Source organism: Pedobacter psychroterrae, assembly GCF_004331695.1.
Classification (GTDB): Bacteria; Bacteroidota; Bacteroidia; order Sphingobacteriales; family Sphingobacteriaceae; genus Pedobacter; species Pedobacter psychroterrae.
This window is the reverse complement of the sequence record NZ_SJSL01000002.1, coordinates 304,039-317,645: the sequence shown is the minus strand read 5'-3', so window position 1 is coordinate 317,645 and position 13,607 is coordinate 304,039. Positions and strand designations below refer to the sequence as shown.

Sequence of the window (13,607 nt, the reverse complement as noted above, 5' to 3'; positions counted from 1 at the left end):
TAAATTGAAAGATTATGATGAAAGCAAAACTTGGCCCTTCAGAATTTAAAAACGTAAAAGGGATTGAATACTTTAAGTTCGAAGAAGATTTTATTGAAGAGAATGTTCGGTGCATTCCGATGATTGTACGTTTTAAAATGGACGAGACCGGAATTAAATTGAAGCTGTCTGCCTGGAGCAGATTTCTTCCTGAGGAAAGGATAGAACTTGCTTTGATTAAAACAACTACTATTGCAGAAAAAAAATACTATCGCCGGTTCCTGATGGAACTTATTGCAAAATACACGGATAGCGGAGCAACCGAACTTGTTATTGACCCCTTTCCGGCATGGAGAAATTTGCAGCAGATTCCTGCAATGCTTATCGAAAAATCTGAAGAATTACATTTGAATATTTCAATATCCCAATGGCAAAACCTAACAGACATTAAACGTTTTGCACTTTTAAAACTATGCAGACCCGGACATGAGAACAAGAACTTTCCAAAAGCAGTAACAGAATTTGGCCTCTTGACCCATTAAAAATGCAGCAAACCATCATCATCAACTTTGCCGGTGGAATCATATCTCCAGGTAACCTGTACAACATCCTTGTTGCAGCAACTAAAGTCGGCATACGGTTTGTACGTTTTGGCCTGAGACAGCAATTACTGATTGACATTACAAACTATAACATTCCTCTATTTACCAGAGAATTGAATAAGCTTGGAATCGATCATGAGATCGATGTTAATAAATATCCCAACATCATCAGCTCCTACCCTGCCCAAGAGATATTTATCCGTAACACCTGGCTCACTGAAGGCGTTTATAAAGACATCCTGAACAATATTGACTTTAAACCACTAACAAAAGTCAATATTTGTGATGGCAACCAGAGTTTCACACCTATGCTAACTGGGAACATTAACTGGATTGCATCGTCGCAGGCCGATCATTATTGGCATTTGATTATTCGATTTCCTAAAACCAATGTGATCTATCAATGGGACCAGCTTTGCTATACCAACCATATTGCACAGCTGACAAAAGCGTTAGAGGAAATCATCAAAGACAATTCCGCTATTTTCATTGACAATCAGGACGCTAAAGGTGAAGAACTTTTCTCATTACTAAACCAGCAGAATTTCATTCTCAGACCTGCTGAAAAACCCGTATCCCTCTCATCCTTCAACCTGCCCTACTATGAAGGCCTAAACCGCTATGACAACAAGTACTGGCTGGGTATCTATAGGCGGGATGAATTATTCAGCGTTGCTTTCTTAAAGAAATTATGCCAGCTCTGCCTGGATACAAAGCTTGGTCAACTTTGTTGTACCTCATGGAAAACAATCATTATTAAAGGAATTGAGGAAAAAGATAAAAAGCACTGGAATACACTGCTCGAAGAATTTGAATTGAATATGCGTCATGCCGCCAATGAGCTTAATTTCCAAGTTGAGGACAACTGCGGTGAAGGTCTGGCGCTAAAACATTTCCTTGTGAATCATTTTAGCAATGAGGACATTAGAACTTTCGGCATCTGTTTCGGCATTAAGACACGAAAAAAAAGCGAGGTATTCAGTAGTATTCTCATTCAAAAACGGCATTTGATAAATTTTTTAGGTTTAAAGATATTCCCGGTTTATGATATTTTGTGCGCTAAAGATTTTAACCCTAACGAACGGACGGGTGAGGTATTTAGTCGAAGCAATCCCCGCTTTATCCTTCCCGAACAGGTGAGACGCTCCATTCTCAAGTTCTATAAATACCGGTTGAATACCATCCAATCCAGTCAGCAAAATCATGGCGCTCAGTCCGGTCTGTCCCGGCCTCAGGACGTTGCTTTCTTATATCAATGCAACACATGTCTAACAGTGTACAACGAACTTATTGGAGAAATTCAGCATAACATTAATCCTGGCACTCCATTTAAAGATCTACCTGAAGATTATTGTTGTGTCCTTTGTGAAGAAAATAAAAGCAATTTTGCTAAAATTGATCAGTCTGCACTGCAGCTGTTATAGTCCGTTTATTTCAGAATGGGAATTAAAATTCATAAAGTACTGGTAATCTTTCTCATCGAGGACGGTTTCACAAACATGCAACTTACTCAGGATAAATTTCATACTATGTTTTTCAAGGCCGGCGCTGTGCAGCATATCCATGATTTTTCTTAAGCCCTGCGACTTATAAATACCACACAAAGGTTCCTGCTGACCATTTTTGGTAAAGATATAGACATCAAAAGCATCATCCATGATAGAGGAACTGAAAAGCAATTTAAGCAGCCTGCTGTCCATCAATATCAGGTCACAGGCAAGCAGAAACAAGTCTTCGTCCTCATTAAGCAAATGTGCTGATAACACACCAAGTAAGGGGCCGTTTATACGAAGGTTTGGTTGATCGACAACTAGTTTTTCTTTTCCGAAATAGGCTCCATATGTCTGTTGCTGAGTTGAATTAACAGAGAATACTGAAGAAATACCAAGGGTACTTAATTTTTCAGCTGCCGACTCTGCCCAAATTTTATCCTTATAATTCATCAGGCCTTTATCAGCACCCATCCGCAAACTTTTTCCCCCACATAAAATGATTCCCAGCATGTAATCTTATTTTATTTAACGCTCAATTCTTTTAATCCCTCTTCATCATGAATACCAATCTTTTTCCCATCTACAATAATCAACTTTTCTGCCAGCAATTCATTCATTGTCCTAAAGACCGTTTCGTAAGTTGCCCCGGTGAAAGCTGCAAGATCCTGACGGCTTAAAGTCAGGTCAATAAAACCTCCATCAGTTTGCCCAAACTGATCTTTAAGTTCTAAAATAGCGGCAGCCAGCCTACTTTTAACAGACATCAACGCTAACGCCCTCATCTTTTTTTCCGAAGTATGTAATTCATCGGCATAAAACATGAGTAAGTTATATGCAAATTCGTGGTTTACCTTTACCGTGGTCTTGAAAAATTCGATATCAACAAAACATAGCTCTGTAGTTTCTAAAGCTGTAGCGGATATAGGGTAAATAGAGGTCGTACTGCTGATCCCCCTGTGCCCGAATATTGCACCTTTATTTGCAAAACGCAAGATCAATTCTTTATCACCCCATTGTTTATGCACTTTTACATTACCTGATATGACAAAATAAACACCGTTAACCACATCCCCTTCACTGATAATCACCTCACCTTTTTTTGCAATAAAATTCTTTTTATGTCCTGAAATTGCAGGAAGCCATTCTTTCAAAGAAAGCCGGCACATGAAACAACTTTGCAAGTCACAACCCTTAGCACTCTTTTTCATAATTGTCAGTTCAGGTCCAATTTTATATATCTGCTATTTAAAGGTTCTTTAAAATCGCTATAAATGATGAAGACCTTTCTAAATTCATCATCGCTTAAAGCCGGTATTTGAGTTTCGCTTACCAATAAATTAAAAACCAGTTGTACTGTATTTGAATGCCCTACCACCACTACTATTCTATCTCTTGATCTTTTAATTCTTTCCAGCAATTCTTTGGGATTATCCGGATTATATTTAATAATACTAAGTTCATTTTGTTTTGCCAAGGGCGTTACGGTCTGTGTAGTTCGCTTATACTCCGTAGAATAGATTGTGTTAATTTTAGTTTCCTTTAGTATATCTGCTAGTTTTTGGGAAAATCCCGCTCCTTTGACGGAAAGCGGGGGGTCTTTTGTCCCATCGTCTGCCTTTTCAGCATGGCGTAGCAGAATAACCGTTACGGGCCTATCTTGAGCATACGCAAAACCAGCAGGAAGCGTTAAAAATAATAAAATTACGCGTAAATATCTTTTCATAAAGAAGCCAATATATTTAATTATTCATCTGATAAAAATCATGCATCGTTTCCTTCAGATCTAAATAAAGCCGCTTAAAGATGGTGAAACGCTTTGAATAAAACGCTGAGTTTGATTCATTAGGGTGGATTATCTGCAAATCCTGACTTCCTGAAACTGGATAGTCATTAATAATACCCAATGCTTTCATCGCCATAATTGTGGCGCCTATAGTCGAAGCATCTTCAGTATGTACGATTACCAATTTTTTTCCGGTGATATCTGCAAGCATCTGTAACCACACTTTAGATTTTATAAAACCTCCGCTTACATTAATTTGCGCTATAGAAACATCATGGACTGACATTGCAAACAGCACATCATTCATAGCATAACAGATCCCTTCCAATATTGCTTTAGAAAAATGTGCGTTATTATGAGGCAGTCTGATCCCAAAAAAAACCCCGCAACTTTCACTATCCCATATTGGAGCCCGCTCGCCGGTAAGATAAGGCAAAAAAATCAGGCCATTACTTCCTGCGGGAACATCCGCTGTCTGCGCTAATGCATACTCATAGTCCTCCTCTTCCAGACCAGGAACCACGTGATTTTTCAACCACCATTGCAAAGCGATACCACCATTATTTATTGGTCCGCCACATATGAATGTACTTTTATCAAGAATATAGCTAAAGGTCATGGCACTTATGTCCTCCAATGGCCTATTACTTGCTATCCTAACTGCTCCACTGGTGCCTATTGTCATAACGGCTGTACCTGGTTTATTGGCCATACTACCAAGATTGGCAAGACAGCCGTCACTGGCACCAATGATGACCGGTACCCCCACATGCAGAAAATCCAATAACTTTCCTTCGTAATATTTTGTATAATTAGTCGGCACAGGGTCTGAAAGTTGCTGATCCGATATTCCAGCTAGTCTAAGCGCCTCGTTATGCCATGCATATTGATGAATATTATACAATCCCGTGCAAGAGGCGATGGATTCATCTACTTTAAATTCATTAAAAAGCCTGTACCATATATACTCTTTAATGGATATAAATTTATAGGCATTTCCGAAAAGCTCATAATTATTTTCCCTGATCCAGATCAACTTACATAATGGAGACATTGCATGGATAGGAGTCCCTGTTGCCTTGTATATAGCTATACCTTGTTCAGAGGCGCGTAATCTTTTAGCTATATCAGCACTTCTGCTATCTGCCCAAGTAATCATAGGGGCCAATGCGCTACAAGTTTTATCTACCGCTATCAAACTATGCATTGCGCTACTTAAGCCAATCCCCAGAGGCTGGGCGCCTATTTTTGCAACAATTTCCTTTATCGCTTCGATAAAAGCCTGCCAAACCTCGTCTGGATCTTGCTCATGAAACCCCACTTGCGGAACATCATAGTCATAATAATGCTGGCATACTTCAAATGACCTGCCTTGAAGATCTACTGCTACAGCCTTTACACTCCCTGTTCCTATATCAACACCTAAAACATATTTCATTAACGGGCTAGCCTTTTAAATTTATCTTTTTGCCGGTACTGGCAGCCAGATAAATCGCATCCATTATTTTCATATCTTTTACTGCTTCTTCCCCGTCTACCGGGACCACAGGCTGCTTGCCTTCTAAAATAATCTGTGCCATTTCATCCATTTGAACCGTTTGGTGTGTTAGGTGCGGATGTGTGAGTTCTCCTTTATTTGTCCTGCCTTTTATTGGACCGTAGCCTGTCGAAGGCTGTAATTCGGCAAATCCTTTCTCCCCCGTTAAAAAGAACTTATCGAGGTAGTTCATATTATAAGTAGATAAACATGACGCTACTGCCCCACTCGGAAAACCCATTTGAAATTGTATGGTCTCGTCCACTCCTTCTTTAAATACCACCGGGTTTGTCTTGGTTTCCTGCGCAGTAATCCATGTTGGCTCTTCCCCTACCATATACCTTGCCCCGTTTACTGCATAAATACCGATATCCATTAAAGAACCGCCACCTGCCAGCTTCTTATTCAGGCGCCATTGGGAGGGATCACCTATCTTAAAACCACACAAGCCCTGAAAAAACATTACTTTCCCAAAATCACCATTCTTTCTCATTTTGATAATTTCCAATGTTTTGGGTTCGAAATGCATTCTGTATCCAACCAATAGCTTCACATTGTTTTTCTTACAGGCATCGACCATTTCCTTTCCCTCTTTGGCATTTAGCGCCATCGGTTTCTCACAGATCACATGCTTACCTGCATTCGCAACTCTGATTACCTGATCATGATGTAGCGCGTTTGGAGTTATTACATAAACCACATCAATATCTGCATTGTCTTTTATTTTATCGAAATTCTCATAATTATAACAGTTCTTTTCAGGGATATTGAACTTGCTCTGCCAGGTGGTAATTTTACCTGGTGTACCACTGATTACGCCAACTAACTTAGCCCTTACACAGGACTGCATCGCCTCAGCAACCCGGTTTGCATAACCACCAAGTCCCATAATGGCCACCCTTAAAACCGGACCATCATAGCGTTCTCCAAAATTTTCGACACTACTGGCTAATCCAGATAGCGGTATCAGGGGCAGGGCAATTGCCGACAATCCTAATTTTTGTAAAAAGTCTCTGCGTGAATCCATAGTTAAACAGTTTTGATTTCCTAATTTATAAAAAATAAAGCTACCTGCACCAACCAAGGGCAATTTGTCTTATGTAATTGATAAATATTTCATTGCAAAAGAAAAACCCGCTCTGATAGGGAGCGGGTTAAGTGGAGCCGAAGGGGTTCGAACCCTTGTCCAGTCGTGTGATAAATTATGCCTTCTACATGCTTATTTTCCAATTAATTGTAGGGATCTGGCGGGCTGGAAACCGACCTTACCGTTCACCTTAGGTGCTTTATCTCACAATTGTACCACACCTTACAATTGCCAGCGTCGTTATTTCGATGCCCCATATTCTAACCTAACAACACGGCAGTCAGAGGGACAAAAGCTAGCTAATTCTAAATTAGGCAGCTAAGGCGTAGTTATTTTCGCCAATCAAAGTGTGAACGTTCTCTTTTAAGTGCTCTCCGTACAACGCACTGCATGCTAACATACTCAGCGCCACCCTGTCAAATCCAAAACGGCCCCATTGTAGTATCAGCATATCCAGCTGACTTTACAAAAGTACTAAAATTATGCCATAATTCTACCAGGATATTGCTTTAAAGCCATATCTAAACAGTCCATCGCACCATTAAGGTCGCCTATATTAAGCACATAAGCCATCCTAACTTCATTTTTCCCAGATCCTTCGGTAGAATAAAATCCTGTAGCAGGCGCCATCATGACAGTCCTTCCATCATAATCAAAACTTTCTAGTATCCATTGACAGAATTTATCGGCATCATCTATAGGCAATCTTGCAACCACATAAAATGCACCACCTGGATTCGGGCAAAAAACGCCCTCAATGGCATTTAATCTTTTAACAAGCGTATTTCTTCTTAGTGTATATTCTTTATTCACAGCCTCAAAATAGCTATCTGGAGTATCTACTGCTGCAGCTCCAGCTATTTGCTCTACCATACCCGGGCTCAGTCTTGCTTGTGCAAACTTTAATCCTGATTTGATCACCTCTTTATTTTTCGTGATGATACAACCCAACCTTGCACCACAAGCACTGTATCGTTTGGAAACTGTATCCAGCACAACCACATTTTCATCCAAGCCATCTAAGTGCATAGGTGAAATGAACGTTTTTCCATCATAGCAAAACTCGCGATAAGCCTCATCAGAGAACAGGAACAGGTCATACTTCAGGCACAATGCCTTTAATGCTTCTAATTCTTCTTTAGCATACAAATATCCGGTTGGGTTATTCGGATTACAAATAATGATCGCTTTAGTCTTTTCTGTGATCAGCTTTTCAAATTCAGCAATAGGAGGCAGTGCAAAACCATTTTCAATATGCGATAATATCGGCTTCACAACTACATTGCTCATGCAGGCAAAACCATTATAATTTGCATAAAAAGGTTCAGGAATGATAATCTCATCTCCTTCACTGACACATGTTTGCATAGCAATGGTGATTGCCTCAGAGCCACCGAGCGTCACCAGTATATCTTCCGGAGTGATGTCATAGCCAAGTTTGTTGTAATACTCCGCCAGTTTACTCCGATAAAACAAAGTACCCTCAGACGCAGTATATGCCCATACATCAAAATCTATATTCTTAATCGCATTGAGCATACCCTCAGGGGTCGCTATATCTGGCTGCCCTATATTTAAATGATATACTTTTTTACCCTCCTGCTTAGCTTTATCAGCATATGGAGTCAGTTTTCTTATGGGAGAAGCGGGCATTTGAATCCCCTTTTCTGAAATGTTTGGCATAAAATGAATAATAAGTCCATAAAAGTAAAAAACCTCGTTAACTAACGAGGTTTTTTACTAAAATTCTTTTTTAATTTTTTTATTTAGTACTCGTATCAGATTTATCTGCCGCCGCAACTGTAGTTCCTTTTATATAAAGAACTTTGGTAGTGGTCTTGGCATTAGAAGAAATGGTAATGGCTTTCACAAACGGTAGCGGTGTTGCTCCAGGATTATAAGTTACTTTAATAGTTCCCATTCCACCTTTTTTAACCGGGGTCTGGGTATATTCAGGTACTGTACAACCACAAGTACTCTCAACTTTACTAATGATCAGCGGCTGGTCTCCTATATTAGTGAATTTAAATTCCACTGTTGCCGGCTTATTAAGCGGAATGCTGCCAAAGTCAAAAGTTTCCTTCTCAAATTTGAACTCAGCAGGTTTCACCTGGGCGTTTACAGCGACACTTATTCCTAAAATCAACGCAAATAACATTATAGCCTTTTTCATCTTATTGGGGGTTTTAAACAAAAATAACCTTTTAATTATGTAAATCAAAAAGTATTCCAACATATAAATTACCCAACACCGTAAAGTCATACTTTAGATTTTATGTATCTTTGCAGCAAATCAATTTGCTTATGATGCCAGATGCTACTGTTACCACCAACCCTATGGACGCCTCAGAGTTAAGTTTTGATGACTTCAAAACAATTGTAATTAATGACTATAAAATAGCCTTTGAGAGCAGACAGGCGAGCTTATTGGGTAGAAAAGAGGTACTGACAGGTAAGGCTAAATTTGGAATTTTTGGCGACGGAAAAGAAATCCCGCAGATCGCAATGGCTAAAGCTTTTAAAAATGGCGACTGGAGATCTGGATATTACAGAGACCAGACATTTGCTTTTGCAACAGGTATCTGTACACTCAAAGAATTTTTCGCCCAATTGTATGCAAATCCGAGCATCGAGGCTGATCCGGCCTCAGCGGGCAGACAAATGAACTGTCATTTTGCCACACGCTCTATCAATGAAGACGGGAGCTGGAAAGACCTCACTCAAATCAAAAACTGCTCCTCAGACATAGCACCTACAGGCGGACAAATGGCCAGATTGGTCGGTCTGGCGTATGCTTCTAAATTATTCAGGCAAAATAAAAACTTAAGCTATTTAAAGAATTTCTCAGTAAAAGGAAATGAGGTAGCCTTTGGTACCATTGGAAATGCATCTACATCTGAGGGTGTATTTTTTGAAGCCATCAATGCAGCAGGGGTATTACAAATCCCCATGGCGATCTCTGTTTGGGATGATGGTTATGGTATATCTGTTCCTGCTAAATATCAGACTACTAAAGAGGACATCTCTGAAATTCTTAAAGGCTTTCAAAGAGACGAAAACGCAGCAGGTTACGAAATCTATAAAGTCAGAGGCTGGGATTATCCTGCATTATGTGAAATATATCAGCAAGCCATAGATGTTTGCCGTACCGAACACGTTCCTGTACTGATCCATGTTACTGAAGTTACACAGCCTCAAGGACATTCAACGTCCGGTTCACATGAAAGGTACAAAGACAAAGCGCGATTAGACTGGGAAAGGGAGTATGACTGCATCCTTCAGATGCGCAAGTGGATGATTGAATCAGCCATAACAAATGAAGAAGAACTCGCTGAATTAGAAGCAATCGCCAAGAAATTTGTTCGTGATACACAAAAAGAAGCATGGAATGAATTCCTTGCAACCATCAAAACAGAGAAGGAACTGGTTGTTGACCTGGTTAGCAAACTAGGTAAGGGAAACCTTACGCTATTAAAAATGGCTTCTCAGTTGGCCGGCACCCCCGATGCTATGCGTAAGGAGGTGACATCAACTGCCAGAAAAGCTTTACGCCTCAGTTTACAAAATCCATCAGATGAAAGGAACAATCTGCTAGACTGGTATCATGCACAGACACCACTAAATGAGGACAGATACCACTCCAAATTATTTACTGATGGCAAGGAAAGTCCGTTCCTTGTAAACATGGTAGCCGCCATATATAGTGAAGAAAGCAAAATGATAGATGGCCGTGAACTACTAAACGCCTGTTTTGACGCCAATTTTTCCCGAGATGAACGCTTGGTAGCCTTCGGTGAGGACCTGGGTGCTATTGGAGATGTAAACCAGGGCTTTGCAGGACTACAGGCCAAATATGGCGATCTGCGAATTACCGACACAGGAATCAGAGAAATGACGATAGTGGGCCAGGGAATTGGCCTTGCATTACGTGGATTAAAACCTATAGCTGAAATTCAATATCTCGACTACCTGCTCTACGCTTTAAACATCTTAAGTGATGACCTCGCCAGTTTATCCTATCGAACCAAAGCCGGACAAAAAGCCCCATTAATTATCAGGACCCGAGGTCACCGACTGGAGGGTGTATGGCATTCCGGATCACCGATGTCAATGATTCTCGGCTCATTGAGGGGACTGCACATATGTGTACCAAGAAATATGACCCAGGCTGCCGGCATGTACAATACTTTATTCAGATCTGATGAACCGGCCTTGGTTATTGAATGTCTCAATGGATACCGTCTGAAAGAAAAATTACCAACAAATGTAGGAGAATATACCGTTCCGCTTGGCGAAGCAGAAGTTATCAAAGAGGGCACAGATATTACGATTGTTTCTTATGGCGCTACATTAAGGATTGTTGAGGAAGCAGCAGAAGAGCTGGCCCAATTCGATATCTCTGTTGAGATCATAGATCCACAAACCTTATTGCCGTTTGATAAACAGCAAATATGTGCAGCATCATTACAGAAAACCAATAAATTATTGGTGGTAGATGAAGATGTACCAGGCGGCGGGGCAGCATATATACTACAGCAGATTTTAGAAGAGCAAAATGGGTACTATCATTTAGATGCTCAGCCCAGAACAATAACAGCTAAAGCACATCGTCCGCCATATGGTTCTGATGGTGATTATTTTAGCAAACCTTCTGTAGATGATGTGGTAGAAATGGTGTATCAAATGATGCACGATCACAACTCTACGAAATTTCCTGCTATATTCTAAAATACACGTTTAGATAAAGTAAGCAGGTTAAAATACCCTGCTTACTTTATTTCTTAATAAATGATCTGCAAGTACCAATGCAGCCATCGCTTCTACAATCACTACAGCTCGCGGTACCACACAAGGATCGTGACGCCCTTTGCCTTTTATTTCCGCAGCTTCTCCGGCAGCATTTATCGTTTGCTGATTATGCATGATCGTTGCAACAGGTTTAAATGCTACAGTAAAATTAATCTCCATTCCATTTGCAATACCACCTTGTATACCACCGGAAAAATTGGTCAACGTCTTAGGCTCCCCTTCGCCATTAGTCGCCAGAAATACATCATTGTGTTCAGATCCCCGCATCTCACTTCCTTCAAAACCCGATCCATATTCAAAACCATGTACAGCATTGATGCTCAGCATAGCTTTACCAAGATCCGCATGTAATTTATCGAATACTGGCTCACCCAATCCTACCGGACAATTTTTAATAATGCAGCTAACCTTTCCTCCTACGGTATCCCCATCTTTTCGGATACCATCAATAAATTCGATCATCTGATGTGCAGTTGCAGGATCAGCACAGCGTACAATATTTTCTTCGCGTACAGCAAGCAGTTCTGCCACGTCATTACTTTGAAGATTGGGTGCCTTGATCGTACCTACCGATGACACATGGGCAAATATTTCAATACCGTGGTGCTTCAGCAGCAATTTTGCTATTGCTCCTGCTGCTACTCTTGCAGCGGTCTCGCGCGCAGAGGAACGGCCCCCACCTCTATGGTCCCTGATGCCATATTTTGCATCATAGGTATAATCTGCATGTGAAGGGCGGTACACATCTGTATTGTGACTATAGTCCTTGCTTCGCTGATCTTCATTGGGAATAAGCATGGCAATAGGTGTCCCTGTGCTTTTGCCTTCAAATACTCCTGATAGGATCTGCACAGTATCGCTTTCCTTGCGCTGAGTAGTGATTTTGGACTGACCAGGCTTACGCTTATCAAGCTCTGATTGTATAAAGTCAAGATCAATCGGCAATTGTGCCGGACAACCGTCTAAAATAACCCCAATAGCTATACCATGCGACTCACCAAAAGTACTGATGCGAAATAACTGTCCGAATGTATTACCTGCCATATAGATTTAAATTTGATTTAAAATTCCCTTACTGTAAAGCCTGCTTTCTCCAGGTCGTTCCAAAAATCGGGATAAGATTTTTCTACTACATTCATTTCTTCCAATACCACTTCTTTGATCATCAAACTAAGCGGGGCAAAGGCCATCGCCATCCTGTGATCTTCATAGGTAGCAAAAGTAACGCGATCTGGAAAGTGCAACCTTTCACAGTTCAATGTATACATTAAATTATCTTCTGTTAAGGTCACTCCTATTTTTGAAAGTTCATTCTGCAAAGCCAAAACCCTGTCCGTTTCCTTAATCTTTAAAGTTTCCAGACCAGTAAACGTCAGGTTCTTTCCAAGCGCAGCCGCACATACTATAATGGTCTGCGCCAAATCAGGGCAATCTTTCAGATCCAGTACCGTATCGTCAAAATTCTTTTCAGATGACTTAAGTACGATTCCATTTTCAGATTTAGTAGTTGCCACCCCAAACGCCTGCATTATTTCGCGTATTCTGCTATCACCCTGCAAACTTCTGTCTTTCAAATAAGGCAGCGATAGTTCTGCATTATCTGCCAGGGCAACAATACTATACCAATAAGATGCCGCACTCCAGTCCGGTTCCACACTTAAAGTTGCTTCTTTAAAAGACTGCGGACCAACGGATATCTCATTTCCAGACCAACTATGCGTGATTCCTGCTTCTTCCAGCATATCAAGCGTCATCTTTACATATGGAATAGAAGTTAGCTCGCCTTGTATTTGCAAGGTCAGTCCCTGTTCCAGTACTGGTGCAATCATCAGCAATGCAGAAAGGTACTGGCTGCTGATATCTCCCTTTATTTGTACCGTATTGGCATGTTGCTTTAGTGGCCCGGATAGCTGCAATGGTGGATAACCCTCCTGTTCTCCGTAACTAATATCCGCGCCGATCGCTTTCAGCGCTTCAGCCAAAATACCAATAGGACGTTGTTTCATCCGCGCTGTACCGGTCAGAAAAAAGCTCCCTGGCAATATCGAAAGATAGGCAGTCAGGAACCGCATCGCAGTACCAGCAGGCCCCACATCAACTGTTTGCTGATGTGGATTACCCCTTGATATATTTTTTAAAATATTGCCTAGCGTGACAGTATCTGCAGCGTTCGACATATTGTCGACCTTCACCAGCCCTTCACTCAAAGCACTGATGATCAACGCCCGGTTACACTCACTTTTCGAACCAGTCAGTACAACTTCTGTATGTATATGTTTGTTTCCGTTAAAGGAAACAAGCGCATTTTTACTCATTA

Annotated in this window: 12 protein-coding genes and 1 other RNA gene; 3 read left to right on the top strand and 10 right to left on the bottom strand. The window is 40.8% G+C overall.

All coding sequences use genetic code 11. The features are described from left to right. Nucleotides 1-14: 14 nt before the first annotated feature. Together EZ437_RS09720 and EZ437_RS09715 are read left to right on the top strand one after the other, a co-directional pair. On the top strand, nucleotides 15-521 hold the full coding sequence (locus EZ437_RS09720) for a nitrate reductase associated protein (RefSeq protein ID WP_205942676.1): 507 nt from the start codon (nucleotides 15-17) through the stop codon (nucleotides 519-521). 2 nt (nucleotides 522-523) lie between these two features. Beyond that, complete coding sequence (locus EZ437_RS09715) at nucleotides 524-2,005, top strand: rubredoxin (protein WP_131595733.1); 1,482 nt, start codon at nucleotides 524-526, stop codon at nucleotides 2,003-2,005. Here the strand turns inward: EZ437_RS09715 and EZ437_RS09710 are convergent. The 8 genes from EZ437_RS09710 to EZ437_RS09675 form a co-directional block, all read right to left on the bottom strand. Continuing rightward, nucleotides 2,000-2,584: a molybdenum cofactor guanylyltransferase gene (locus tag EZ437_RS09710; protein ID WP_131595732.1), complete on the bottom strand. Its 585-nt coding sequence runs from the start codon at nucleotides 2,582-2,584 to the stop codon at nucleotides 2,000-2,002. The two genes, EZ437_RS09715 and EZ437_RS09710, sit on opposite strands and share 6 nt — an antisense overlap. Before the next feature lie 11 nt (nucleotides 2,585-2,595). After that, complete coding sequence (locus EZ437_RS09705) at nucleotides 2,596-3,282, bottom strand: Crp/Fnr family transcriptional regulator (RefSeq protein WP_131595731.1); 687 nt, start codon at nucleotides 3,280-3,282, stop codon at nucleotides 2,596-2,598. Nucleotides 3,283-3,287: 5 nt separating this feature from the next. Further along, complete coding sequence (locus tag EZ437_RS09700; RefSeq protein ID WP_131595730.1) at nucleotides 3,288-3,797, bottom strand: SixA phosphatase family protein; 510 nt, start codon at nucleotides 3,795-3,797, stop codon at nucleotides 3,288-3,290. 16 nt (nucleotides 3,798-3,813) lie between these two features. Continuing rightward, complete coding sequence (locus EZ437_RS09695) at nucleotides 3,814-5,295, bottom strand: gluconokinase (RefSeq protein WP_131595729.1); 1,482 nt, start codon at nucleotides 5,293-5,295, stop codon at nucleotides 3,814-3,816. A 7-nt stretch (nucleotides 5,296-5,302) separates the two neighbouring features. Further along, on the bottom strand, nucleotides 5,303-6,421 hold the full coding sequence (locus EZ437_RS09690; RefSeq protein ID WP_131595728.1) for a Gfo/Idh/MocA family protein: 1,119 nt from the start codon (nucleotides 6,419-6,421) through the stop codon (nucleotides 5,303-5,305). A 129-nt stretch (nucleotides 6,422-6,550) separates the two neighbouring features. After that, nucleotides 6,551-6,916, bottom strand: a transfer-messenger RNA (tmRNA) gene (gene ssrA / locus EZ437_RS09685). A 45-nt stretch (nucleotides 6,917-6,961) separates the two neighbouring features. Then, complete coding sequence (locus EZ437_RS09680) at nucleotides 6,962-8,164, bottom strand: pyridoxal phosphate-dependent aminotransferase (protein WP_131595727.1); 1,203 nt, start codon at nucleotides 8,162-8,164, stop codon at nucleotides 6,962-6,964. A gap of 79 nt (nucleotides 8,165-8,243) precedes the next feature. Then, nucleotides 8,244-8,654, bottom strand: coding sequence for a DUF1573 domain-containing protein (locus EZ437_RS09675; protein ID WP_131595726.1), 411 nt, complete (start codon nucleotides 8,652-8,654; stop codon nucleotides 8,244-8,246). Nucleotides 8,655-8,785: 131 nt separating this feature from the next. Between EZ437_RS09675 and EZ437_RS09670 the strand changes: the two genes are divergently transcribed. Then, nucleotides 8,786-11,209 carry an alpha-ketoacid dehydrogenase subunit alpha/beta gene (locus tag EZ437_RS09670; RefSeq protein WP_131595725.1) on the top strand — a complete coding sequence of 808 codons (2,424 nt, stop codon included), beginning with the start codon at nucleotides 8,786-8,788 and terminating at the stop codon, nucleotides 11,207-11,209. 27 nt (nucleotides 11,210-11,236) lie between these two features. On the opposite strand, the gene aroC is transcribed toward EZ437_RS09670, so the two are convergent. Together aroC and EZ437_RS09660 are read right to left on the bottom strand one after the other, a co-directional pair. Continuing rightward, nucleotides 11,237-12,334 carry a chorismate synthase gene (gene aroC / locus EZ437_RS09665; RefSeq protein WP_131595724.1) on the bottom strand — a complete coding sequence of 366 codons (1,098 nt, stop codon included), beginning with the start codon at nucleotides 12,332-12,334 and terminating at the stop codon, nucleotides 11,237-11,239. A gap of 17 nt (nucleotides 12,335-12,351) precedes the next feature. Beyond that, nucleotides 12,352-13,605, bottom strand: a complete 1,254-nt coding sequence (locus EZ437_RS09660; protein ID WP_131595723.1) for a 3-phosphoshikimate 1-carboxyvinyltransferase — start codon at nucleotides 13,603-13,605, stop codon at nucleotides 12,352-12,354. Nucleotides 13,606-13,607: the final 2 nt, after the last annotated feature.